Annotated in this window: 24 protein-coding genes and 2 pseudogenes; 14 read left to right on the top strand and 12 right to left on the bottom strand. The window is 59.1% G+C overall.

All coding sequences use genetic code 11. The features are described from left to right. Positions 1 to 90: 90 nt before the first annotated feature. The 6 genes and pseudogenes from BMY06_RS37130 to BMY06_RS40730 all read left to right on the top strand — a co-directional run. Positions 91 to 2,882 (top strand): annotated as a pseudogene (locus tag BMY06_RS37130) (Tn3 family transposase); the annotation flags it as partial. A 101-nt stretch (positions 2,883 to 2,983) separates the two neighbouring features. Then, positions 2,984 to 3,697 (top strand): YecA/YgfB family protein, encoded by a 714-nt coding sequence (locus BMY06_RS37125; RefSeq protein WP_074987803.1) that lies wholly within the window; start codon positions 2,984 to 2,986, stop codon positions 3,695 to 3,697. Between the two features lie 28 nt (positions 3,698 to 3,725). Beyond that, complete coding sequence (locus BMY06_RS37120; protein ID WP_028371570.1) at positions 3,726 to 4,079, top strand: hypothetical protein; 354 nt, start codon at positions 3,726 to 3,728, stop codon at positions 4,077 to 4,079. A gap of 20 nt (positions 4,080 to 4,099) precedes the next feature. After that, positions 4,100 to 4,618, top strand: coding sequence for a DUF6398 domain-containing protein (locus BMY06_RS38320; protein ID WP_080180236.1), 519 nt, complete (start codon positions 4,100 to 4,102; stop codon positions 4,616 to 4,618). Between the two features lie 342 nt (positions 4,619 to 4,960). Beyond that, positions 4,961 to 5,266 carry a CppA family protein gene (locus BMY06_RS37115; protein ID WP_074987807.1) on the top strand — a complete coding sequence of 102 codons (306 nt, stop codon included), beginning with the start codon at positions 4,961 to 4,963 and terminating at the stop codon, positions 5,264 to 5,266. Between the two features lie 19 nt (positions 5,267 to 5,285). Further along, positions 5,286 to 5,654, top strand: a pseudogene (locus BMY06_RS40730) (DUF2471 family protein); the annotation flags it as partial. Between the two features lie 93 nt (positions 5,655 to 5,747). On the opposite strand, the gene BMY06_RS37105 reads toward BMY06_RS40730, so the two are convergent. Then, the gene (locus tag BMY06_RS37105; RefSeq protein WP_244144465.1) at positions 5,748 to 6,215 is read right to left on the bottom strand and encodes a hypothetical protein; all 468 of its coding nucleotides are present in this window, start codon (positions 6,213 to 6,215) and stop codon (positions 5,748 to 5,750) included. 333 nt (positions 6,216 to 6,548) lie between these two features. Here BMY06_RS37105 and BMY06_RS39365 point away from each other — a divergent pair, with 333 nt between their 5' ends. From BMY06_RS39365 to BMY06_RS37085, 4 genes are all read left to right on the top strand, one after another. Further along, positions 6,549 to 7,085: a hypothetical protein gene (locus BMY06_RS39365; RefSeq protein ID WP_124263392.1), complete on the top strand. Its 537-nt coding sequence runs from the start codon at positions 6,549 to 6,551 to the stop codon at positions 7,083 to 7,085. After that, complete coding sequence (locus BMY06_RS37095; RefSeq protein WP_074987800.1) at positions 7,082 to 7,522, top strand: SET domain-containing protein; 441 nt, start codon at positions 7,082 to 7,084, stop codon at positions 7,520 to 7,522. Before BMY06_RS39365 ends, BMY06_RS37095 begins: the two co-directional genes overlap by 4 nt. Positions 7,523 to 8,083: 561 nt before the next feature. Beyond that, positions 8,084 to 8,464, top strand: a complete 381-nt coding sequence (locus BMY06_RS37090) for a hypothetical protein (protein WP_124263391.1) — start codon at positions 8,084 to 8,086, stop codon at positions 8,462 to 8,464. Positions 8,465 to 8,499: 35 nt separating this feature from the next. Continuing rightward, entirely contained in the window at positions 8,500 to 8,808 is a 309-nt protein-coding gene (locus BMY06_RS37085; protein ID WP_074987798.1) for a tetratricopeptide repeat protein, read from the top strand. A gap of 463 nt (positions 8,809 to 9,271) precedes the next feature. Here BMY06_RS37085 and BMY06_RS37080 read toward each other — a convergent pair whose 3' ends face one another. The 6 genes from BMY06_RS37080 to BMY06_RS37055 all read right to left on the bottom strand — a co-directional run bounded on the left by BMY06_RS37080 (position 9,272) and on the right by BMY06_RS37055 (position 16,622). Continuing rightward, a complete protein-coding gene (locus BMY06_RS37080) occupies positions 9,272 to 10,195 on the bottom strand; it encodes a beta-keto acid cleavage family enzyme (protein ID WP_074987797.1) in 924 nt (307 codons plus the stop codon). 93 nt (positions 10,196 to 10,288) lie between these two features. After that, the gene (locus tag BMY06_RS37075; RefSeq protein ID WP_074987796.1) at positions 10,289 to 10,729 is read right to left on the bottom strand and encodes an acyl-CoA thioesterase; all 441 of its coding nucleotides are present in this window, start codon (positions 10,727 to 10,729) and stop codon (positions 10,289 to 10,291) included. A 361-nt stretch (positions 10,730 to 11,090) separates the two neighbouring features. Beyond that, positions 11,091 to 12,626: an amidase gene (locus BMY06_RS37070; protein ID WP_074987795.1), complete on the bottom strand. Its 1,536-nt coding sequence runs from the start codon at positions 12,624 to 12,626 to the stop codon at positions 11,091 to 11,093. 40 nt (positions 12,627 to 12,666) lie between these two features. Continuing rightward, entirely contained in the window at positions 12,667 to 14,022 is a 1,356-nt protein-coding gene (locus BMY06_RS37065; protein WP_074987805.1) for an aspartate aminotransferase family protein, read from the bottom strand. A gap of 129 nt (positions 14,023 to 14,151) precedes the next feature. Beyond that, on the bottom strand, positions 14,152 to 15,453 hold the full coding sequence (locus BMY06_RS37060) for an MFS transporter (protein WP_074987804.1): 1,302 nt from the start codon (positions 15,451 to 15,453) through the stop codon (positions 14,152 to 14,154). A gap of 83 nt (positions 15,454 to 15,536) precedes the next feature. Continuing rightward, positions 15,537 to 16,622, bottom strand: a complete 1,086-nt coding sequence (locus tag BMY06_RS37055; protein WP_074987794.1) for a porin — start codon at positions 16,620 to 16,622, stop codon at positions 15,537 to 15,539. 258 nt (positions 16,623 to 16,880) lie between these two features. Here BMY06_RS37055 and BMY06_RS37045 point away from each other — a divergent pair, with 258 nt between their 5' ends. Further along, positions 16,881 to 17,678: a TetR/AcrR family transcriptional regulator gene (locus BMY06_RS37045; RefSeq protein WP_080180235.1), complete on the top strand. Its 798-nt coding sequence runs from the start codon at positions 16,881 to 16,883 to the stop codon at positions 17,676 to 17,678. 8 nt (positions 17,679 to 17,686) lie between these two features. Here the strand turns inward: BMY06_RS37045 and BMY06_RS37040 are convergent, their stop codons facing one another. Beyond that, positions 17,687 to 18,730: a phosphotriesterase family protein gene (locus tag BMY06_RS37040; protein ID WP_074987791.1), complete on the bottom strand. Its 1,044-nt coding sequence runs from the start codon at positions 18,728 to 18,730 to the stop codon at positions 17,687 to 17,689. 439 nt (positions 18,731 to 19,169) lie between these two features. Between BMY06_RS37040 and BMY06_RS37035 the strand changes: the two genes are divergently transcribed. Then, positions 19,170 to 20,171 (top strand): NAD-dependent epimerase/dehydratase family protein, encoded by a 1,002-nt coding sequence (locus BMY06_RS37035; protein ID WP_074987790.1) that lies wholly within the window; start codon positions 19,170 to 19,172, stop codon positions 20,169 to 20,171. 89 nt (positions 20,172 to 20,260) lie between these two features. Here the strand turns inward: BMY06_RS37035 and BMY06_RS39360 are convergent, their stop codons facing one another. After that, positions 20,261 to 20,620 (bottom strand): hypothetical protein, encoded by a 360-nt coding sequence (locus tag BMY06_RS39360; protein ID WP_124263390.1) that lies wholly within the window; start codon positions 20,618 to 20,620, stop codon positions 20,261 to 20,263. A 328-nt stretch (positions 20,621 to 20,948) separates the two neighbouring features. Here BMY06_RS39360 and BMY06_RS37030 point away from each other — a divergent pair, with 328 nt between their 5' ends. Next, entirely contained in the window at positions 20,949 to 21,452 is a 504-nt protein-coding gene (locus BMY06_RS37030; RefSeq protein ID WP_074987789.1) for a hypothetical protein, read from the top strand. Between the two features lie 154 nt (positions 21,453 to 21,606). Here the strand turns inward: BMY06_RS37030 and BMY06_RS37025 are convergent, their stop codons facing one another. The 3 genes from BMY06_RS37025 to BMY06_RS39355 all read right to left on the bottom strand — a co-directional run bounded on the left by BMY06_RS37025 (position 21,607) and on the right by BMY06_RS39355 (position 23,540). Beyond that, entirely contained in the window at positions 21,607 to 21,999 is a 393-nt protein-coding gene (locus BMY06_RS37025; RefSeq protein ID WP_074987788.1) for a nuclear transport factor 2 family protein, read from the bottom strand. Between the two features lie 114 nt (positions 22,000 to 22,113). Further along, positions 22,114 to 22,740 (bottom strand): tyrosine-type recombinase/integrase, encoded by a 627-nt coding sequence (locus BMY06_RS37020; RefSeq protein ID WP_074987787.1) that lies wholly within the window; start codon positions 22,738 to 22,740, stop codon positions 22,114 to 22,116. A 134-nt stretch (positions 22,741 to 22,874) separates the two neighbouring features. Continuing rightward, positions 22,875 to 23,540 (bottom strand): hypothetical protein, encoded by a 666-nt coding sequence (locus BMY06_RS39355; protein ID WP_124263389.1) that lies wholly within the window; start codon positions 23,538 to 23,540, stop codon positions 22,875 to 22,877. A 95-nt stretch (positions 23,541 to 23,635) separates the two neighbouring features. On the opposite strand from BMY06_RS39355, the gene BMY06_RS37015 reads away from it, so the two are divergent. Beyond that, positions 23,636 to 23,897, top strand: a 262-nt coding sequence (locus BMY06_RS37015) for a transposase (RefSeq protein WP_143064461.1), incomplete at its 3' end; no start/stop codon positions are given.

Genomic DNA, 23,897 nt, shown 5'->3' with positions numbered 1-23,897 from the left:
TCGATGAACGTTCGCAACTTCATCCTGGCACATTGATGCCGACTCGCGGCTTCCGCCGCAGCCTCGGGACGGGGAAGTCCCTTTCATTCTCTAGGCGCAGGCGTCGAACCGCCGCCTGCGCTGCGGGAGTACGTTGCCGGGCAGCTCAGCATAGAACCGATGCTCTGGAAAGAGTATGCAAGGCGGGACCAGACGCGTCGCGAACATCTGCTCGAACTGCAGGCCGCGCTGCAGTTGCGATTGCTCACTGTGCGTGACTACCGTCCGGCCGTGCAGGCCCTTGTTGATCTGGCGATGCAGGCCGACAAGGGCCTGGTGCTCGCGCAGGCGCTGGTCGGATACCTGCGCCAACAGGCAATCCTGCTGCCCGGCGCGAACGTGATTGAGCGGATCTGCGCGGAGGCCGTCACCCGCGCGACCCGCCGCATCTACGATGTTCTTACGTTATCACTGTCGGATGAGCACCGGACAAGACTCGACCAGCTATTGACGCGCCGTGATGACGGCCGCATGACATGGCTCGCATGGCTGCGGCTGCCGCCGGGGAAGGCGAGTTCACGCCAGATGCTCAAGCATATCGACCGCCTCAAAATCCTCCACGCCATTGACCTGCCCGCGGGCCTCGACCGGATGGTGCACCGGAACCGTCTGCTCAAGATCGCCCGCGAAGGCGCGCAGATGACGCCGGCCGACCTGGCCAGATTCGAAAAGCAACGCCGTCATGCCACCCTGGTGGCCATCGTGATCGAAGCTACGGCGACGGTCACTGACGAGATCGTTGATCTGCACGACCGCATCATCGGACGGCTCTTCAATGCCGCGAAAAAGAAGCATCAGGAGCAGTTTCATCGTTCGGGAAAAGCCATCAACGACAAGGTGAGACTGTACGGGAAGCTGGGCCGGGCTCTTCTGGAAGCCAAGGAAAACGGCGGCGACGCGTTCAGGGCGATCGAATCCGTCATGTCGTGGGAGGTGTTCACGAAAAGCGTCAGCGAAGCCGAGCAGCTCGCCCAGCCCGAAGCGTTCGATTTTCTGCATCAGATCGGGGATCATTATGCGACACTGCGCCGGTACGTCCCGGCCTTCCTGGACATCCTGAAACTACGTGCCGCTCCTGCGGCGACGAATGTGCTTGACGCCGTCGATACGATCCGCGCCATGGACAACGACGGAGTGCGAAAAATGCCTGCTGACGCGCCCACCGCCTTCGTCAAGCCACGCTGGAGACCACTCGTGATGCCCGGCGGCGGTATCGATCGCCGTTACTACGAACTGTGCGCGCTCGCCGCGCTGAGGAACGCGCTACGCTCAGGCGACATCTGGGTGCAGGGCTCACGCCAGTTCAGGGACTTTGACGACTACCTGCTGCCGACAGAGAATTTCCAGGCGATCATGCAGGGCAATGTCTTGCCGCTGCCGATCTTCGCTGATTGCGACCCTTACCTGAAGGAGCGGCGGCAGTTGCTAGAGCAGCGACTGGCAACCGCCTCGCCGCCGATAACGGGCTGCCCGATGCGATCATCACTGAATCGGGCCTGAAAATGACGCCGCTCGATGCCGCGGTACCCGAGGCGGCCCATGCACTCATTGACCAGACATCGGTCATGCTGCCGCGCGTGAAAATCACCGAGTTGCTGATGGAGGTTGATGCGTGGACCGATTTCACCCGCCACTTTACGCACCTGAAGACTGGTGAGACAGCGAAAGACAAGACTCTGCTGCTCACGACGCTCCTGGCCGACGCGATCAACCTCGCACTGACGAAGATGGCGGAGGCCTGCCCCAGTACCACCTACGCGAAACTGTCGTGGCTGCAGGCGTGGCACATCCGGGACGAAACCTACTCACAGGCGCTGGCTGAACTCGTCAACGCACAGTTCGCCCATCCGTTCGCCGCCCGCTGGGGCGACGGCAGCACCTCGCCATCCGATGGGCAGCGCTTCCGTGCGGGCAGCAAGGCCGAGAGCACGGGACACGTGAATCCGAAATACGGCGCCGAGCCCGGACGCATGTTCTACACGCACATCTCCGACCAGTACGCGCCGTTCTATCCGAACCTCGTGAACGTCGGTGTGCGCGATTCGACCTATGTACTCGACGGACTGCTGTATCACGAGTCAGATCTGCGCATCCAGGAACATTACACTGACACCAACGGATTTACCGATCACGTCTTTGCGCTGATGCATCTGCTTGGTTTCCGGCTTGCGACACGGATCCGTGATCTCAGCGATATGAAGCTGTATGTGCCAGGCAATCCCAAGGATTATCCTGCGCTTGCCTCAATGATCGGCGACACGTACAAGGAAAAGCACATCCGGAGGAACTGGGACGAGGTTCTCCGTCTGGCGACGTCGATCCGGCAGGGCTCCGTCACGGCTTCGCTGATGCTGCGCAAGCTTGGCAGCTATCCGCGACAGAACGGACCCGCTGTCGCACTGCGGGAAATCGGCCGCATCGAGCGCACGCTCTTTATTCTCGACTGGCTTCAGAACGTCGAGCTGCGCCGACGCGTTCATGCCGGCTTGAACAAGGGCGAGGCCCGCAATGCGCTTGCGCGCTCGGTGTTCTTCTACCGCCTCGGTGAAATCCGCGATCGTAGCTTTGAGGCGCAGCGTTATCGCGCCAGCGGTCTGAATCTGGTCACCGCCGCGATCGTGCTGTGGAACACCGTCTACCTCGAGCGGGCTGTACAGACCATGCACGCCCGTGGTGTACCGGCCGACGCTACGCTGCTGCCGTATCTGTCACCGCCTGGCTGGGAACACATCAACCTGACGGGCGACTATGCCTGGCAACAAGATCGCAAGCTTCAGGCCGGCAAGTTCAGGCCGCTGCGGCCGCTGCCGGGGACAGAACCGCGCATTCGGCGCCCCTCGTGAACTGCCACAGGGGCGATCGATCCTGCCGCCATACCCGACGAGCTCAACATCGTATAATCATCGGCTATAGCCGCCTCGACCTCGCGAAGAGAAAATCTGCCGTGAATAACCTGACGTCCCAACAACCGCTTGCCGACGACGATTTCGCCCGTCTCGCCGGGATTCTCGACTCCATCGGCGATGCAGCGATGAACATCGAAACGCTCGACGGCTATTTCGTCGCGTTAATTTGCGGACCAGACATCGTGTTGCCCAGCGAGTATCTGCCGCAGATCTGGGGGGAAGTTTTTTCGTTTGAAAGTGACGGACAGGCCGCCGAAATCGTCGAGCTGCTCATGCGCCACTGGAACACGATCAGCACGGAATTGCAGCAGACGCTGCGTGAGCCGAACGTGTACCTGCCTGTGTTGCTCGAGCGAGAGGATGGTGTTGCCCCGGCCAACGACTGGGCACACGGCTTCATGCGCGGCGTACAGATGCGTTCCGCGAGCTGGGGTGAGCTGATCCATGACGAGGACCACGGCGGACCGATGATCCCGATCATGATGCTGCATCATGAGCACAATCCCGACCCGCAGATGCGGCCACCACGGATCCCTGCAGAAAAGCGCGAGGAACTGCTGGAAACGATGATCGCCGGACTGCCCCATATCTACCGTTACTTCGAGCCGCATCGGCGGGCACTGGCGCACATCCCGGCGCGTATGCCCATGCGCCGAGAAGAGCCGAAGATCGGGCGCAACGAGCCGTGCCCATGCGGTAGCGGCCGCAAGTACAAACATTGCTGCATGGCCAGTTCGCCGACGTTTCACTGATCAGGCAGCACAGCAACGGAGACACGCAATGCCCCCGATTCCGGATGATGCAGATCTTCCCCTAAACGCCAACGGCCCGGCGTACACGTCTCGACAGGATCGCGACGGCATACCGCTGTCGTATGTCGGCGAGAAACTCGGGCTTGCCATTGCGGATCTGCATCGCCATGGCCGACGCTGTCAGGGGGAACGTGATGATTTGCGCTGCGCCATGTACCACCTTCTCGTGGCATACCTAGGGCTACATAACATGCTCGGCAAGGCGAATGACCGGACCTTGGTTGACCGGTTGCTTGACGGCAGCAGCGAGAAGCTGGACACGTGGCTGCGCCTGATCGAGCGGGAGGGCGATGTTCATGGGCTCGCCGAACTGGGAAACTGACGCATACGGATCGCGAATCCATGAAGCCAACCTTTCGCGGCGAGCGAGTGCCGGCCGCCATGCAAGACCGATATGACGAGGTCATCGCACTTACCGACGCCTTTTGTGCGCAACACCTGACTGAAGAATACCGCGACCTCTGCCGACGTCTCGTTGCCACCCTGTGCCGCAAGCGGCCATCGCCACTGGTGACCGGTCCTGCGCGCTCCTGGGCCTGCGGCGTGGCCTACGCGATCGGGAGGGTCAACTTCCTTTTCGACAAGTCCCAGAAGCCCCACATGCGCGCCGATGCACTGTGCCAGCACTTCGGGCTAAGCGCCCAGACCGGTTCGGCCCGCTCAGGAGCAATTCTGAACCTTCTGAAGGTCGGCCAGCTCGATCCTCGCTGGTCACTTCCCAGTCAGCTCGACAGAAATCCGCTCGTCTGGCTTATCGAAATCAATGGCATGGTCGTCGACGCGCGCTGCATTCCGCGCAATTTGCAGGAAGAAGCCTTCCGGCTGGGCGTCATCCCGTTCGTTCCAGGCGAAGAACGCTAGTTCGCGCAAAATCCCGAACCCCGGTTGTACTTCACTTGCGACCCTGCGACGTAGCAATTTCCCTTTGCGCTTGGTCGGGTTCGCCGCCCCCTGGCTCAGGCTAAACGTGCTTTATTTTCCGTTTCCTGAAGCGCCCCCTATTTGCATGCCGATGACGATCAGCGCCATCGCCAAACCGAAGAAAAGCACCGGGTGGACTGGTAGGCACGAGTTGACGGGGCGCCTCTGGCACGCGAACGCGAACGCCCGACAAGGGGGGCGATACCGTTCACGGCGACCTCCTTGCGAAAAACCACAATGCTGTATATATTCACAGTATGTATGGATATACTGGGGTGGACGATGGAACACCTGATAAGAATCCTCAACGACGATGACCGCCAGACGCTTGCATGGTTGCGCACGCACGTCGGCGACAACCGGCTCGCCGACGCCGCGAAGAAGCTGATCGCACAGCGCGGGAAACAGACCGGCTTCCCCGCCAAGCTCTACCTGTCGGCAGTCTGCCGGTACCTTGGCGTATGGCCGCCCGCTCAATCTCGCGCTGTTCAAGGCGACGCCAGCCACGCAGTGGCCGACCAGCATCTTGCGCAGATGCGGCTGCTACTCGCGCAGCACTCGAAGGTAGTGCGCAGGACGACACGATAGTTGACCCCACGAGCCGGACATGTTCGAAACTTCTGACACCCCGTTCCCGGCAAACGCCGCGCGGGAAAACGATCCCGTTGCACTCGAACGGGCGGCGCAACGCGCTGCACTGGATCTGCAGCGTATCGTCGTACTGCTGTTGCAGCGCAATGTCAGCGCACGGCGATCAGCTACGTGGCGTCCGGCTCCAGCAGTGACGTGGCGTACGCTGCTCGATATCGAGGAGCAGGCCTTCGCCAACCCCGGATTCCAGGGAAGATATCCGGCCGCTGTGCGAGCCAGCTTTTCGCGTCTCGCCGACACCCGTATCTCAGGCGGCGAGCTTGATGTGCAGGTTGACTGGCAACGCGATGAGGAACTCTTGCCGGCTGTCTACGCGATCGCACGGGCATTCGTAAGCCACTCGGCTGGGCAAATAGACAGAGAGGACACCTCAGCATGCGCTCTCTGCCGGGGGGCACCTATAACCGGTCGCCCTCAGCTATTTCGACACCATCTTCAACTGGCTACCTGGCAGCACCGACGCCCGATCAGAGCGAGAGAAACTTTCGAGCTGCTTCCAGGCCTCGACATAGCGAAACTTCGGCACGCTGGCGATCAGTTCGTCGGCACGCATGAGCACCTGCTCAATCAGCGGGATTTGCTCTGCCCGCAACTGCCAGTCAAGCCCCATCGTTGCAGCCCGGATGCTCTCATCGAGCGCTAACTCAGCGCTCAGGAACAGGGCGAGATCCTGTTCAGGGCAGTCCTTCCCGCACAGAAAATACGTCATGTAAAGGACGCGCAGCAGCGAGACCATGGTGTCGGATGTGCCATTCCCGCTTCGCATCGCCGCGAGCGCAAGATGATTCTCTAGGGAAATGCTACGCACGGCGGCCGCAGTCAGTGGCAGCAGCATGTCCTTCGTCCGCACCTCCCGCGCGCGGTGGGGCATATTCCGGTTCTTCATGGTTCAATCATTTGCCTGTCGCGGCTTCCCGGCACCGCCCGGAACCTTTCTCATGACGTGCACCCGACGCGCACCGCGTCCTCCTGCGTTCTGCGCATCCAGCCAGACCGCAGAAAGACACTTCGTGGCCGCAGAAAGAACCGCGACGATCTGTCGCTATCCCGCCGTCAGTTGTGTACAGCCTGCACTGGCACACTGGCGGGAACGCCAGGAGACTGCGGTCCGACACATGGAACAGCCTGGCAGTCATCTCTTGCAATACTAACCCGCGCGCCCCATAACCGGATACCATTCGTCGTCCTGACGCCATCCGACCGGAGAGACCGAAGCATCATGCCGCGCAGAAAACCTGGCCGCCCCGTAACGCCACGATCCAAAGCATTACAGCTTCCAATGGCAAGGCCACACGCGTCCGATCTCGCGCTACGCGCGCGACTGGCACTCGTGCGGTTTCGTCATCGGGATATCGACCGCCACCTGGTGACACATCTCGCCCATGTCTGCCTTGTCACAGGATTTATTGCAGAGGACGGCTACTGCATGCTTTCGCAGCAAGTTATCGAAGAAGCCGGGCGCGGACTTGGCCGCCTGCTGCTCGACTTCGATCAGACCGGACAATGGCCAGAATACACTTCCGAACTGCTGGACGGACTGACGACCGTCGTCAACGAATACGACCACATACTCGCCACAGTCCGACTGGAAGTCATCTCTCGCGCCAGTGATCACCTCGAGCGGCTCAAGACTGTCGCCACCTGCACGAAACCCTCCCTCGAGGAGCTGTCCCAGATCATCGCACCAGCAACTTCCGACCACGAAACGCGCGACGAGCCTGCATCCATTACATCACGAACCTGTCCGGAAGCATGAGACGAGTTATCACCCGACGCTCCCCAATACACGGTAAAGGGGTATTTGCACTCCGCGAACTGGCCGCTGGCGAACGTATCTTGGAATACCGCGGGCTCGTGACGACCTGGCGCGAGGCGGCAAACCATTGCTCCGGGCGAGAAAACGAGGAACACACCTTCCTCTTCGGTCTTTCCGATGGCCGTGTGATCGACGGCGGCCGCGGCGGCAACAGCGCACGCTGGCTTAACCACGCCTGCAACGCCAACTGCGAAGCCGTCGAGGAGTCCAACCGCGTTTTTATTGAGACAATCCGGGCGATTGCCCCCGGCGAAGAACTGTTCATTGATTATTCGCTCGAGCTGCCACGCTCAGGCCGCCGCCGCGATACGAGGGAAACTTACCGCTGCCACTGCGGTGCACCATCCTGCCGGGGCACGATGCTGCGCTGCACCTGAACACCTTATTGCCAGGGCAAATTCGATGCGCCACCGCACCACCCGTGCCGGGCGGTACTGCGACCCACTCCCTTCCCGATGTGCCGCGAAGCCGATACAGAGCGTTCTGGTGGGACGACTTCCTCGCTCGATGTCGAAGCCGCACGTTTTGGCTCACCCTCGCCCCGTACGGGACTGGTGGTGCGACCAACGCGAGTGGCGGCGGTGCTGTCGCTAGCGAGATCAACGATGGGCATGGCTACGGTTGCAGCCAGTTCGCTGCGAATGTCAGCATCATGGCGCAGCTCTGATCGACTCGACGTCCTCAAGAATAATTTCAGACTTCTGCGTGTCCCGGGAAGATATGCGACGCGCGGAGCGACTTTGGTCGGGGTGCTATCGTATTCAGGACACATCGGTCGTTACGTTCCTTACACGATCGCCAGTGGACTCGTTGCCCCGGTGCGTGGCCACAGGAACGAACTCCGCTTCTCTTCCAGGGACATTGTGGTGTTGCGCACAGCCATTAAATTGCGCACGTCAGAGATACCGCGACGGAGAATCCTGCGTGCCCTGGCGAACGTGAAGAAGGGCCTCTCCGACGAAACCCCATTATCAGGGCTCCATATCAGTGCTGTCGGCGACACCATCGCCGTGAGGAGCGGCGAAACACAGTGGGATGCGAATTCGGGCCAGTTGCTACTCGACTTCGGCGACAGCGTGACGAAAAACGCTGTGACGTCGCTGGAAGCGTCGCCCGCCCGGATCGAACAACGAGCAAGAATGGCTGCGGACTGGTACGCGAAGGCTGAGCGATTGCAAGAACGCGACCCCGCCGCGGCGGAACACGCGTATCGCCAGGTGATCGAACTATCACCGATGCCGCACTATCACGCGTACAACAACCTTGGAGCCATGCTCTCGCGCAGCGATGATCGCTGCTCTGATGCGCTGATGCGCTGATCGTCTTCGAACAGGCCCTCAAGCATTTCAACGAAGTGGAACTGCTCCACTACAACCGAGCCGTACTCCTCGAACACGCGGGCAGACTTGACGAAGCGGCGCGCGGGTACATGCGTTGCCTCGAACTAAATCCGCACAGCGACGACGCCGCGTTCAACTGCACTTCCGTCCTCGAGCAGCTCGGCGACTACGATGGCGCGGCGCAAGCGTATGTGCAGTGTCTCCAGATCAACCCTTCGCATGGCGAGGCGTTACGGCATCTGAACATGTTGATGGACAAGCTCCGCGGTGATTCACGGGCGCTCATCCGGCACATGAGTGCGTGGCGTCGCTCTACGGTGTGACTGGCGCTGATACGGCAAGACTCGCCGCGCATTCGCGCATGAGGCGGCCCTAGCCTGAGACGCAGCCATGGCAAGCGCATCGCCGCTGCCCACGAACTTCCGGTGTCGATCCTCAACAGTCGCTTGGCCCGGGATCAAGTCAATGGCAGCTTCCAAGGTCTAACGGACTTTCGCTTCGCGCGGTCGACTGCTACTTACTTACTGAAGACGCGGGCACCCGCGTGGATGAGCATGGAAAGTGTCACAGCGGAGCAGCCGCGCCGCCTCTTGCTGCGCTGCCTGCCAGCCAACCCTCCGAACTTACCCTCGCTGGTGACACGAAGAGTCCGTTCGCTCAGCTCTCTCGCGAAAGTGCGTCAACCAACTCGATGCACCTAAGGAACGCCGACGCTTTGCGCGTCGGCAATTAAAAACGCTATTTAAGCCTGTAAGAGATTGGTAGAACGCAATGAGGAGCGTTCGGTCACGCGACAGAAAAATGTGGGCGCATCGGCGTGTCGGTGCGAGGCAGTCCCATCATCTGCCGCGCTTCAGCAGGTGTCGCGATCTCGTAGTCCATTTCGCGAAGAATGCGAACTGTCCGCTCGACTAGCTCGACGTTACGAGCGAGTTGCCCCTGACGATAGTACAGGTTATCTTCAAGACCCACGCGAATGATCTGACCGCCAAGTAGAAGCGAATTCACGCTTGCTGGCAACTGTGCAGGGCCGATGCCGCTTACACAGAAGATACTGTCGGTCGGAAGCAGGTCGACCATGTACTGCAGCGATTTGGGATTGTATGGCATCGCGTTTTGAAACCCTCGATGCGCGTTCATGACCATATTGATGACGTAAGGAGGTTCGTCCAGCCCAAGTTGGATGAGCGACGTCACGTCCTGCACGATATGCGTGGGGCTAAAAACCTCCCATTCGGGCTTGATGCCTCGCTTTTTCATTTCCTCAGCGAGAATGCGACAGCGCGACGGGGACGTATTCAACAGAACTTCCTTGCCGCCGAAGCTCGCAACGAATGTGCAGGCGTCGAGCGTGCACATTTCGGCTCCAGCTTCCATGCCTTTGAGGCGTTCTTCCCAGACAGTGTCCCACATGCCACCTTCGATCGGCCGGATCATGTCTCCGTGCACTCCGCCGCCCGTTGAATTGTTGATGACGATGTCGCATTTCGAACGGATCTGCTCGTTGATACTGCGATAGATCTCTGCGTTGCATGTGGCTTCATCGTTAGGTAAGCGCGCATGTACTGCGACGACGCTGGCCCCGGCGTTGTAACAGTCATAGACATCTCTGGCGATTTCATCGGGCTGCGTCGGAAGATGCGGGTTTTGCGATTTGAACGCCATGCCGCCGGTCGGGGCAACCAGTACGATGACTTTGTTCGTGGCCATTAGTAGTCTCCAGATAATTGGCTTAGTTTGCGTTTCGGGGGAGTGACTGGTGCGTTTCACACACCTGGTGATTCAGCGACGTACAGTGAGGACCTATAGGGCAACGCCCTTTTCGCCCACGACGAAATTTTCGATTCGCGCGCGTAGCTCGGGCGGAATGGGAATCGCCCTGTGGCTGTCCAGTGAGAACAGCACGATCACCTGCTCGATACGTACGCGTACTGATTCTCCGGCATGTGCGGAAAGCGAGAGCGCGATAGAGCTTGTGCCGACCTTACGCACAACGAGGCGCAACGCAAGCATTTCGCCGATCGTGCTTGGCGCAACGAAGTCGCACTCGATGCGCACCGTGGGGACGCCCAGCCGCTGTGCGGCAATCAAGTCGGCATAGTTCACGTCCAGTCCGCGGCTGAACCAGTCCTCTATCAGTTCGTGGAAAAGTACGAAGTACTGAGGGTAGAACACAATCCCCGCTGGATCGCAATGCTGAAAGCGGATCAGCTTCTGGGTTTCAAATGCCGGTCCACTTTGCATGAGCCGTCTCCGTTAAAGTCGTAATCGTGTCATCGCAGCGCGATGCGGTGTGTCTGCAGAGCTCAGGCCAGGTATGCGGTCCCGCTCGCGTTAGGCCGATCAGTCGCGCCGAGCATGAGGGCAACGGCTAACGGCCTCAGCCTGGCAAGAACTCGCGACCGGGATCGCGCTAGATGTCGGCAAGCGAGCGTTCCAACCTTTCCACCAGTTCATCAATCTGCGGTTCGGGCGCTATCAGCGACGGCGCTATCCACTAGACACCGGACTGACCGCGATTGGCGCGCCGATTCACGAAGACGGCCAAACGGGAACCGACCCGACACACGAGTGTGATTGCCGCGCAATGCGCTGATTCGAGTCGCTACACGAGGGATGTTCCCGGGTTGTCCCGCGCTGCTTTCGCTGCCACCGCAGGCGGTGCAGTCACGATCGACTTCAACGCGGGTTCGATTACCGTATTGGACAGCTTCGTCAGATCGGGGCGTGGACGGCACAAGGCAGGGGAAGGCGCGAACGCGGCTTCGAGCGCCTCGGCGATATCCAGCGTCCAGCGGTCCCGCCGGAAGGGACCCGTCACCTGCAAGCCGAACGGCATGCCGGCATCATCCAGACCGCAAGGCAATGTGATTGCTGGATTGGTGCATAACGTGACGACGTACGTCAGAGCAAGCCACCGGTAGTAGTTGGCCTGCACCTCGCCGCCGACCCGGCTCGCGTACAGTGTCGTCCAGGGAAACGGCGACACCGGCGTCGTGGGTGACAAGATCACGTCATAGCGGCTGTACAGCTCCTGGAACCGACGCATGATCCCGGTCTGCTCACGGTGTGCCCAGGCTGCATCGGCAAGCGTCATGGCAGCGCCGAGCTCATAGTTCGCCCTCGTATTCGGTCCAAGCGAAGCAGGGTCGGCTTCGTACGCGTCGCGCAACCCGGCCACAAAACTATCTGCACGAATGACGTCGAACGCGCGATGAGCGTCGCCGAAGTCCACCGATATCTCCTCGCACGTGCCGAACAACGGATGCATCGCATCCAGCTTTGCCCGGAACGTCTTCCTGATCTCGTCGTCGACCGCACACACGCCAAAATCTTCCGTCCAGCCCACGCGCAACGTGCTGAGGTCGACCGTTCGGGGCGCGAGGAATGCGGAGGCACGCACCGGATAGCTGAGCGGATCACCGCTATCGACGCCGACGGTGGCCGCAAGTTGCAGTCGTGCATCAGCGACGCTACGTCCCATCGGACCAACCACCGAAATTGGCGTCCAGCCAAGCAGCTTGCGCGGACTCGGAACGAGTCCAGGGGACGGACGAAACCCGACCACCCCGCACAACGCTGCGGGAATTCGCAGTGAGCCGCCTGTGTCGGAGCCCGTACACACCGGCAGCATGTCGCAGGCAAGCGCCGCAGCCGAGCCGCCCGATGAGCCGCCCGCGTTCAGATTAGGGTTGAACGGATTACCTGTTGCGCCCCAAACCGGATTGCGCGTGTTTGCGCCGGCACCGAGTTCCGGCACGTTCGTCTTGCCGACGACGATCGCCCCGGCGGCACGCAATCGCGCGACGAGCAGGTTGTCCTCATGCGGCACGGCATCGCGATAGAGCGGCGATCCATGCGTGGTCAACAGACCTGCCGTGGCTTCGAGATCTTTGACGCCGGTCGGCAATCCATGCAGCAGTCCGAGAGGCTCGCCGCGCATGACCGCGTTTTCAGCAGCCCGGGCCGCCTCACGCCCCGCGTCGAAATCCGTTGCGGCCATCGCATTCACGAACGGGTCGACGGCCTCAATGCGTGCTATGCAGGCGTCGACAAGCTCGACAGGCGAAAGCTGCCTGTTGCCGATCATACGGCGCAACGTGACTGCCGACATTCCGACGAGTTCCTGGTATTCACCCATCACTACCCTCCAGCAATAAACGATGTTCGGAAGGCAAAATCTATACTTCCGCTTGCTGACTGCGCGGCAACAGATAGCCGTAGCGGTCGATGAAGACAGACACCACTTCCTCAAAGCGTCTCGTCTCTACGTCTGTCACAGGCAGGCTGAGTACAACATAGCCGCGCCGTGCAATATAGATGCCGTGCTCAATCAGATGAAAGAAGAACAGATCCTTGAAGCCGTTCAGCGACGAATCGATGTCGCGTACCGAACGCACCGGCCGGTCGGTGATCTGCAGGTTCATCAGTGAGCCAATGCCGATGAAACGCAATGCGACGCCCGCCGCATGGAAGCGCGCATTCAGGGCTTCACGCAACCTTTCGCCGCGCGCCGACAACTCGCGGGCCACCTCCGGTGTATAGATCTCAGTGAGTCCGGCGAAGCCGGCGGCCATCGTCATCACGTTGTTGTTAAACGTGCCCGCGTGTTGCAACGCGTTACTCCTGCGCGGATCGAACAGTTGCATGATGTCCGCCCGCCCCCCGAAGGCGCCAAACGACATGCCGCCACCAATGTATTTGCCCAGCGACGTGAGATCTGGCGGGATGCCGAGCGTCGACTGCAGACCACCCGGCGCGAGACGAGAAGTCATGACTTCGTCGAACGCGAGCAGCGTACCGTGCATTGTCGCCATCTCGCGCAGGCCACGCAGAAAGTCCCGATCCCCAACGATGCAGCCCGACGCGCCCTGCATCGGCTCGACTATGATAGCGGCGACATCTGACGGGTTGTCGGCGAGCAGCTGCCGGACACTGTCAAGATTGTTGTACTCGGCGTACAGAAACTCATGCGGCACGTTGACCGGGTTATGACCGCGTCCAAACGTCAGCACACCGCCGTGATAACCGCCCACGAAGACGATGATCTTGCTCCGCCCGGTGAACGCTTTTGCCGCGGCCAGCATCATCAGATTGGCTTCCGTTCCTGAGTTCGTGAAGCGGACCGACTCCAACGAAGGGAAGCGCTCGCAGATTGCCCTGGCGAGTTTCGATTCCAGCAGGTTATGGCCGCTCAGGTTCAGGCCGCCGTCGAGTGCCATATCGATAGCATGGCGGATTCGCGGATGTGAGTGCCCAAAGATTCCCGCACTGAACTCGGCGATGAAGTCGAGGTATTCGTGACCATCCGCATCCCACAAGCGGCAGCCTTCCCCTTTCGCCATCGCGAGTGGAAAGGGCTCGTAAAACAACACCGATCGGGTGTTGCCGCCCGGCATGACCTCGGCTGCCTGTTCGTACTGACGGGCGCTCAATGGGTTGCGTGCCGCGAAGGCACCAGCCGCGGCGACCAGCGCGTCTTTCAGCGTGGCGGGCGTATGTTCGTTCCTGGTTCCTGCGTTGGAGATGGTTGGCATAGTCATTTGTTCGTACCTGCGTGTTGAAGCGGTGACGTTCGTGTTGCAGCCCATATGCCGCGTGAAGGGCGCCCATTACATGTCGATCAAGTTTTCATTGTGCATTGAACAACATATTGCTACTCAATGTCAAATGGTCTGCTGGCGGGCACGATCCTTCATGAAAATGAGTGCCGGCAACGTGAGCAATGCGCTGCCGGCGAGAAGCCAGCCGGCATTCGCGCTGGCGCCCGTGTGAGAGATCGTCCAGGTGGTCAGGAGCGGCGAGAAGCCACCGAGAATGGTGGCGAGCGCGCCCCCAAACGAAACACCCGTCGAACGCACCCGCGTCGGGAACATTTCCGCCAATGCCGAGGGACCGGGCCCTGAGTACATGATGAACGCAAGGTTCATCAGCAACTGGGTAAAGAAGAACGTCATGAAGCTGATGCCCGACACGATGAACGCATAAAGCGGATAGCTCAGAAACAGGAAGAATAGACAACTGGTGAGCAGGACGGGCTTGCGGCCGATGCGATCCGATAGCGCCCCCATCAACGGTGCGCAGATCATGACCGTTGCGAGCGATGCGGTGCTGGTCCACAACGCCTGCGTCTGCGAAATATGGGCGTATTTGTTGGCGAAGGTTGGCATGTATACCGAGACCATGTATGAACTGACCGCCCAGAGAATCACGAACGAGAAGGCATGGAAGACTGATTTGGCGAACTGGCGCCGACTGAGTGCTACGGATTGCGACGCGCTGTTTTCGTAGGCTGGCGACTCCTGAACGCGTCGTCGCACATACATGCCCACTGGGCCAAGCAACGCACCAATCAGGAAGGGAATTCGCCACCCCCACGCCGACAACTCACTCGCACTTAGCGTACTGCTCAGGATGGCAGCGGCAAGCGAACCCAGCAGGAGTCCAGTGGCGATGCTTGACTGCTGGAAAGCTCCGAAGAACCCGCGTCTACTCGTCCCACCCCATTCGACCAGAAATGCGGCCGCCGTTCCCCACTCGCCGCCCGCCGCAAAGCCTTGGGCAAGCCGAGCAAGAACCAACAGAGCGGGTGCCCAAATCCCAATGCGGTTATAGGTGGGCAGAAGACCAATTGCCACGGTGCTGGCCGCCATCAGGATCATCGACGTGGCCAGCGTGATGTGGCGACCCCGGGTGTCGGCGATGCGCCCCAGCACCAGACTGCCGATAGGGCGCGCGACGAATCCCACGCCAAAGACCGCGAACGATGCCAACAGTGAAGTGAACTCATCGGTCGACGGAAAGAAATTCTTCGCAATGGTCGCGGCAAGAAAGCCATAGACCCCGAAGTCAAACCACTCAAGGATGTAGCCGACCATGCCCGCGCCGATCGCGCGTCGTTGCTCTGCCCCGCTCGTCGTCGGAGGCGCGGCGTCGGTGGATCGTGAGTTGTGTGAGGTGCTGCTCATCGTCGCTCCCAGCATGTCAGATGTGTTAGAGACCGCGGGCGAGTCCGCCCGCATGTCTTTGCGTCGGTCAGTAACGGGAAGATTCAGAATTTGTGACGCATGCCGAGACGCAATGCGAGTTGTTTGTCGTTGCCGGAGATCGGCAGCGTTACCAGTTCGCCGCGCGCGCCGCCATTCGCCTTGTCGTAGTTCGCGCTTATGTAGACGTCGGTGCGCTTCGACAGCAGATAGTCGAGCACGACATTGAACTCGTTCCACTTATACGAAGACATCTTTGAATAGCCATAACCGCCGGCTAACAGCAGGTCTGGCCGTACATACGCGTGCGCGACGGCGTTGAAGCTTTGCATCGTGGTGGAGTTGGCACCGCTCTCATAGCGGGTATTGGCGTAGAGCCCCGACAGGCCGAACGATCCAAAGGTATATGACGTACCAATGCCGGCAGTCCGGTATCGGTCGACGACGACTGCCTTTGACGAAAAGGCCACGGTGGTGCCGAGGAAAGAGTTCACACCAAAGCTGCTGCCGGGCGTCACCGTGTAGTTATGGATGCTGGTGGTCGCCGCGCCAATGCTGAACGGCCCGTGTTCGTAGGCAGCGCTCAGGCTGTAAGCAACACCGTAGTTGTTGGAGGGCGCGCTCAGCGAGTTGAAGCTGTACTGTGCGGAAAAATGTAGACCCCGCAGGTTTGGACTTACGTACGTGACCGCGTTGTTTAGCCAGTTGCCGGAGATGCGGTCGTGATCACCGGTGTCGAATGCGTAAATGCCTGAATAATAGCCCGAGTGATACTGCAGCAACGTCACCGTCATCTGGTCGAAGGTGCGTCCAAACTTGATGGTTCCGTAACTGTCGTGCTGTAGTCCGACCCATGCCTGCCGGCCAAACTCGAGGCCACCCTGACGCGATGCGCCTGTGTTCGGATTGAAGCCGCCCTCAAGATTGAAGATCGCCTTGAGCCCAGCGCCAAGATCCTCCGAGCCCCTGAAGCCGAAGCGGTCACCCTGGCTGATGCTGTCGTCCATCCGGTATGCGTAATGGCCACCCTGGTTGGACACGTACGTCAGCCCGTCGTCAATGACGCCATATAGCGTGACCGTTGATTGCGCGTGCGCGGCGGCAGCGGCAGCCATCAGGCCGAGCGCGCCCCCCAAAGCTTTCCATTTCATAGGAACTCCAATACCTGTCGTTAAAGGACGCCGGCCAGCCGGCACCAATATTTATAGCCCGCCGAACACTGATGAGTTGTACAGCGAACAAGGCATCGTTATATGACGATCAAAAAAGAAGCGCAATCAGGAAATTAACTTAAGGCAGTAAGGGTCGTGAAGGATCTGTGGTTGCACGGTGTACAATGAAACCCTTGTGCAACCCGCTCCGTCGTTCCGCTTGCCGGGCGTCGGAGTGTCACCCCCTACAGGACCCACGTGACGACAAGAACGACCAGGCAGGCACCCGCCACCAAAGTCAGAACGGCAGCAGCGAAGACGACCGCAGGCACTCCCGCGCGCAAGCGGGAGGGTGCCGCAACGAAGAAGAAAAGTGCACCGGCGGACAAGGGGTTGACGCGCGACAGGATCGTCGCGGTGGCCATTGAGCAGATCGATCAGAACGGCCTCGCGGCGTTCAGTCTGCGCGAGGTGGCACGTCAGCTCGACGTCTATCCCGCAGCCGTGTATTGGCATGTGCCGAACCGCGATGTTCTGCTTGCGGCGGTCGTCGAAGAAACGACGGCCGGCGTTACTCCGGAGCTCGGAACGCTTAGCTGGCAGGACTGGCTTCGCGAGCTGTTCCGGCGCTATCGCAAGGCAGTGCAGCGGCATCCGAACGTCGCGCAGCTGGTTGGCGCGCAGTTGGTATCCAACGCGAGTCTTAGCCCGCTGCTGATCGACCGGATTCTTGCGGTGCTGCTCAAGGCGGGCTGCGACGAGGCGCGGCTCGTCGAGATGTATAACGTGGTGATTGCCAGCATGGTCGGTTTCGCAACGCTCGAATTTGCACCGTTGCCAACAGATGACCTGTCCACCTGGGCGGACCAGTTGCAGCAGAAAGTCCACGAGATCCGGGCACTCGAGTACCCGACGCTTGCGCGTCATCTGCCTGCGCTCGCGAACCGTTCGTTTATTGTGCGTTGGCAAAGCGGCAGTGACATGCCGCTCGATTCGAGCTTCGATGCTTTTGTCGAGGTGGCGATTGCCGGTATCGAGCGTGTTATCTCGAATTGACCGGAGTGTCAGACGAACGTCAGCAGGCGACGTGGATTGTTCGTGAGGAGCGTATCGATCTCGGGTTGAGTAAAATCGCGTCGCGACATGCGAGGCACGATGTTCGCGAAAATGTGCTGATAGCCGTGGCCGCCATAGCGACCAAGGCGCGTTCGGGTGCAGATGTCATGGCTGATCAGCACGCGGTCCCCGTGGCCGTGATTCATCAGTGTGCGCACCATGCGCAACCGCGCGCCGTCGTTGGGCATATCAATGTCGGACATCGGATAGGCGCTCTGCTCCCAGCCGAAGAGATCGAATTCGATCACGCAGCCCGAATCGGCAAGACGCAGCAGGCGTTCTTCGTCGAAAATTGTGCGGTCGATATGACTGATGATCACGCGCTCTAGCGGAAAGCCCCACTGCCGGATCGTGTCAGCAAGTTCCTGCGGCTGATCGGGGTGACGTCCTGGGTGAAGGTTGAGGGCCGCGCCGGTTTCCCGCTGCGCGAGCAGTGCGCCATGCACGACGCGCCTTTCCTGATCGGTCCACGGGGACTGGCAGCCGATCTCGCCGATAATGCCCGCGCGCACCGCCGTGCCCCACGCGCCTTCTGTAATCTGTCCAATTATCTCGTGCGCGAAGTCGTCGATGCTGCGGTGCGCGTTAGCTGGATTCTGGTACTCGTGCACGTAATGGCCACAACCCATCACCACCTGCACGCCCGTCTGGCGCGCAATCTGCACGAGCCCCTCGGGATCGGGTTTTAGCCCCCCCGTGGTTAGATCGACGATAGCTGCGCCGCCCGCGGCGCGAAATTCCGTAAGTTCTTCGATTGCTACGTCTTTCTGGTCGAGCCGATAGTTCTTCAGGGCCGGCATCTGTCCGTAGTTGATTTTCCAGCAGTTACACAGGTCGATCTCGGTCTGGTCGTGGTCAGCATCCTCGGCCAGCTTTGGCGGCACGAGGTCGATTAGCAGATGCTCGTGCATCAGTGTCGGCCCGAGTTCGTGCGGGTCGAGCAAGCCGAGCACCGTCTGGATGCGGCCCTTCCGTGGATTGACGTCATTCATAGCGTTACTGCCCGTACCGGTTCAGAGATCAACCATTGTACGATGGATAATTGATCGCTGACTATCGATCAACATTCTTGGGGGCGACCGTAAGTTGCAGCTCGAAGGAGAAGAGACTGGTGCGATTGAGGCCTTGTTCAACGCATTTCGAACGAGTGTTAGCGACCGCTACCTGAGTAGATGTGACGTTCGAATGTCTTTTTGAAAACCTGAGCCACCGGCCGGTCCTGGCCGAACCCGGTCCTATACGTCCGGCTCAGTTCGACCCAGAGCCGCCTCTCGACATCGCGACAGAATGAAGGCCGCTTCCCATGTAGTAACGGACATCCCGTCGTCGCTCATAAGCATTGTGGAACACCGACCGGTCGGCACGCCGATTACGATTGAAAAGTGAGTGCGGTATTCTTCCAATACCAATTCGAAGGAACATGACATTCCGATGCGCATACTGATTATGGGCGGTACCTTATTCCTCGGGCGCCATATCGTCGAGGCGGCCCTGCGCAACAAGCACGAGATCACATTGTTCAATCGTGGTCTGCGGAATCCTGGCCTGTTTTCTGAGGTTGAACGTCTCACAGGCGACCGCGACAGTAACCTGTCGAGCTTGAAAGGAAGATATTTCGATGTTGTCATCGATCCCTCTGCCTATCGTCCCGGGCAGGTCGAGTCGCTGCTTGACGCGCTAGGTGCTCTGCCAAGGCACTACACGTTGGTCTCTACCGTGTCGGTCTATGCGAGCTTTCCACCAGGATCACGTTACGACGAACAGGCTGCAGTGCTGACAGGTGACGAGGGATATGGCGCACTCAAAGCGCGGACTGAGGAAGCTTTGCAGCGCAGGCTGCCTAGCCAGACCACGATTGTTCGCCCTGGTCTGATCGTCGGCCCCCATGACCCAACTGGTCGTTTCACGTATTGGATGCGGCGCATAGATCGCGGTGGCGATGTGCTCGTGCCAGGGCGCCCTGATCGGCCACTTCAATTCATCGACGCACGCGACCTGGCTGAATGGATTGTGCTCTTGACGGAACGCTCGACAAGCGGAGTATTCAACGCGACGGGAGCGACGGTTCAGACGACCATGGCACAGTTGCTCGATTGTTGTGTGGCGGAGGTAGGCCGGGAAGCGTGCTTGCACTGGCTCGACGACGACACCGTTACCGCGACCGACGTCGAAGCTTGGACCGAGTTGCCACTCTGGATACCAGAAAATCATCCTGAATTCGGTGGCTTCATGCGAGCAAATAATGACCGGGCCATTGCCGCAGGATTGACCTTTCGCTCTATGCGCCAAACCGTTGCAGATACGTTGGCATGGAGCCGGGAGGTGCCCGATGAACCACCTTCACCAGTGAAGGTGGTTCCATTGTCTCCTGAACGCGAGCTGGCCATTTTGGAACAGAATAATGGCCGGTTACCAAGCGGAGCCGACGCGTGACTGTCCGAGCGCTGGTGCACGCGAATGGCGCTTCTTGGCCGCATCCCGACCCGAAGCCGTCTTTCGATCCCAGCGATAGCGGACCATCGTCATCGCTGTTCGGCGGTGAATACAAACGCCTCTTCGGCATCTGACGACGCCCAACTTACGAGTTCGGAACCGAGCCGATTGATCGTTGCAGGTTCCAATTCGACTGCGAACAGCGAGTGCGCGCTCACGAGACGCGTACCACTTCTCTGGCATTCAATCTCGAGTGCAGAATGACCAACCCCATCGAAAACAAATGCGCGTAGTGCTATCGAGCCGTTTTCAAAGGTAACTTCGTCTTTGAGGGACCGAGGAAACCTGCACAGGGAGCAACCGAAGGCTTCAAGAGTTTCCAGATCGCCGTAGAAATTAACTTTTGCCGCGAAACCAGAGGCTTGGACGGAAAATTGAAATTTCAGCATGCCGTCGTGATCTCGCCATAATGGCTCAAGGGTAAGTAGCACTCCAACTCCGAACTCAGGTTTCTGGGGGGATGTTCAAACACCTTTTAACACAGCCGACGGGTGATCCAAACGTTGAGATTGACGACAATCTCGGCGGCAACTACGGCCGTCTGTTCATGGCCGCGTGCGGAAGTTCGAGGAGTGCTACTGCCACCGCAGCCCTGTCAAGCGTTGAGCTTCCGTCGCCGACCCAATACTGCCGTTCGGATTCCTCTGAAGCGGTCATCCACGATCGACTCCCTAGGCCATAATCCCACGTATCGAAATCTTCACGGAGCGCATATCAATGAAAATCGGCTGCATATGCGGCGCGGTCATTGTCGATCAAACCGATTATCTTGCCTATAAAGCTCATCTAGTGGCAGACCAAGACTGGGAGGACTTCGCCGAGTCAAGTCAATCGCTCGGCGAGTTCGACCAGTCATTCGTGCGGCACTGCTATCAATGTACGTCGTGCGGCAGGCTGTATGTCGACGATCACGAGCGGCGGTTGGTCAGCTTCGTTCCTGAAACGACTGGTGCGCAATTGACACTAAGGTCGATCAAGGGCGCGCAATGGAAGGCTCCGTTGATTGGCACTTGGACTATCGAACCGATAGCCGATCAACCAAAAGGTAGCCTTTTCTGTCAAGGCGCAGACGGCATTGCCGAACAATACGGCACTTGGGAGGCACTCGAACAGGCCTACTTTGCACTCTTCTATCGCCTGAAAGGACTCGGCCTGCTCCGATCAGCGCTGCTTCGTAAGGACGGCACTGCGATCCATTTATGGCCGGGTGAGAACCACTAGTCGTACCTGGCCACTGCGAATTGTCGCCAATTCACCGGCGATAGTCCGTACGCCGCTGGTGGCTGGTGGCCGCTGATCGCCAGTGCCAAGGCGTTGCTTGGCGTGAAGTAACCACCTTGCTTCGTCGCGGATATGCGCAGCGGACACCAGCGATTCACTCAATTCGCTCGACGAACTGCGTCCGATCGAATGGCGCGTCGTATGGCTCCGGCCAATACTCAACCACGCGGGTGATTTTTCCGCATTCGACGCTAAAGAACGAAATTGCTCTCGCGTTCACTGCGCCATCCGTGATGGATACGTCCGAAACGGCCTCATTCCCCGCTGCGACGATGCGATTTATCGTGAAGGCCCACGGACCTCTCGCTGGGTACGCAGCGTTGAGTCCAGCGAAGTTCTCGGCACCTCGAATTCTCTCCTTGGACTGAGGCCAATCAAGAACGAAATCGTCCGCGAGCACCGCGCCGACGGCGTCAAAGTCGTTTGTGGCCATAAGTCGCCAAAACTCGTGAATCACATCTCGTGCGGCCGTAGGATTGATAGTCATAACATCGAATTCGTGAGCGAGGTCGAGCTCTGGCGATTGTTGACGATCATAAATGCGATGTCGAGCGACCGCTTCTGGCCGGGCAGCGTCCGATCGCTGCCCGGCGTTCGCGTTTCACACGTCGGTCTGTTCCGCCATCTCAAGCGCATCGTCGACCTCAATGCCAAGGTACCTTACGGTGCTTTCGAGCTTGGTGTGCCCTAGTAGTAGCTGAACTGCCCGCAGATTCTTCGTGCGCCGGTATATCAACGACGCTTTTGTTCGCCGCATCGTATGCGTTCCGTAAGCCTTGTCGTCGAGTCCAATTGACCCGATCCGGCGATGGACCAGTCGAGCATACTGGCGTGTCGAGAGATGCGGAGAGCCGTGAATCCTGCTCGGAAATAGATAGTCGCCCGACGAAAGTGCCGCCGCTTTGATCCATGCTTCGGCACTCGCTCGTGTCAGTTCGGTTATCTCGAACTGGACCGGCCGCTGAGTCTTCTGCTGCATGACGGTTGCTCGAGGCGCCACACGAGAGCCGAGACAGATATCGGACACCCGCAATTTGGTGAGATCGCACGCCCGCAGCTTGCTGTCGATCGCCAGGTTGAACATCGCGAGTTCGCGAGTCTTTGCCGCGAGTTGCAGTCGGATACGAATCGCCCAGATTTCCCTGAGTTTCAGCGGTGGCTTCTGGCCCGTCAGCTTGCCCTTGTTCCACGGCACGCGCCGCGTGCCTACAACATCAATTGCGTCCATGATTACTCTCCTTTCAAAGGAAGGAGAATCATTCTGCGCCGATCGTGGAAGGACGATGCCCGACCCACAAGAGACATCCAGTTTTCTCAACTACGGACATCCGCGCAAGACGCCTGTTGCCACAACTTGCTTCGCTACGGAGAAACAACGTCAAGCTTTGCCATGACGCCGTCCGTATTGCTCAGTGTGCAATGCCTCCCGATCTCGACTACATTGGTCAGTATCGCGAACCTCACTTCATCATCGAACGAGATTTTTTTCGACGATATCCTATCGGCCTGAATGGCACCTTCTATAGTTTTATTCGTTACACCATCTGCCAACTGATTGACCGGCTCGCATTGGAGTCGAAGTGGACTACCATAGAACACACCGTCAATGCCTTTGGTCGCATCGTCATCGATTCCTCGAAGAAAAATAATTCCTCCGATCCGAACGCTATAGACGTCATGCGAGAACATGCCCTGTGCATCACACAATTCATAGGAAGACGGGTTTCCATCAACTCCGTTCATCGTGTGGCATACGTTTTTTCCATTTTGTGCGGTCAGTAGTGGTTCAACGACGGGGGCATTACGTTTGTCGGTTTCCTTCCGTTGGGCTATCGCTTGACCTATTTTCTCTTTTTCTTGTGATGTAAGAGGTGTGATCGTGGCGACGTATTTTGGCTTAATGTGCAAATCATAGAGTTGATCAATAGACCAATTCTTCTTTGCCTGCGCACAGGCGAGAGTCACTTCGGCACTAATCAATGAATCAGGCGGGACGTCGGCCATGTATTTTTGTACGGACTCGGGCATTGGGACGGACCTAACTAGGGAAGGTCTGCAAAAGTCCTGGCATTGAAGACTGGTTTGCCTATCCTGGAAGATAGACAAGTTCAAGGAGTTCGTCGATGACACAACTCGGTCTTGGTCTGGATCTTTCGACGAAACGCACGCGCAAGCGGGAATTTCTCGATGAGATGATGCGCGTGGTGCCATGGTCGAGGTTGATTGCGTTGATCGAACCGCACTATCCGAAGGGTAAGACCGGAAGGCCGCCGTTTCCGGTTGCGACGATGCTGCAGATCCACTTCATGCAGCAGTGGTTTGGGCTTTCGGACCCAGCGATGGAAGAGGCGCTTTACGACGTGGCGCTGTATCGTGAGTTTGCGG

Source organism: Paraburkholderia tropica (assembly GCF_900109265.1).
Classification (GTDB): Bacteria; Pseudomonadota; Gammaproteobacteria; order Burkholderiales; family Burkholderiaceae; genus Paraburkholderia; species Paraburkholderia tropica.
The sequence above is the reverse complement of the archived record's forward strand: the minus strand, read 5'-3'. Positions and strand labels throughout refer to the sequence as shown.